The 358-nt window shown below is 64.5% G+C and carries 1 protein-coding gene; it reads right to left on the reverse strand.

Translation table 11 applies throughout. The features are described from left to right. Window positions 1–297, reverse strand: a 297-nt coding sequence (locus AB1L30_RS00385; RefSeq protein WP_367011375.1) for an alcohol dehydrogenase catalytic domain-containing protein, incomplete at its 3' end; no start/stop codon positions are given. Window positions 298–358: the final 61 nt, after the last annotated feature.

Genomic DNA, 358 nt, shown 5'->3' on the forward strand with positions numbered 1-358 from the left:
GGGCTTGTTGGGGCCGTTATAGGTAAGGGTGCAGCTCTTCGGGCCGCTGCAATACTGCTCTTCGCCCATCTTGCACTGGTCGCATTGCTGGCAGGAGTTGACCATGCAGCCAACGCCCGCCCGGTCGCCGACCTTGAAGCGGGTCACGCCTTCGCCGACTTCGGTGACGGTGCCCACGATCTCGTGGCCCGGGATGCAGGGCCAGACGGTGTTGTCCCAGTCGTCGCGCGCCTGGTGGAGGTCGGAATGGCAAACGCCGCAATGGCTGATCTCGATCCCGATCTCGCCCGCACGCACGTCGCGCCGCTCGAATTTAAGGGGGCCGAGAGGCGCTGGCTTTTTCCGTGCCATAGGCGAT

Source organism: Bremerella sp. JC817 (assembly GCF_040718835.1).
GTDB lineage: Bacteria > Planctomycetota > Planctomycetia > Pirellulales > Pirellulaceae > Bremerella.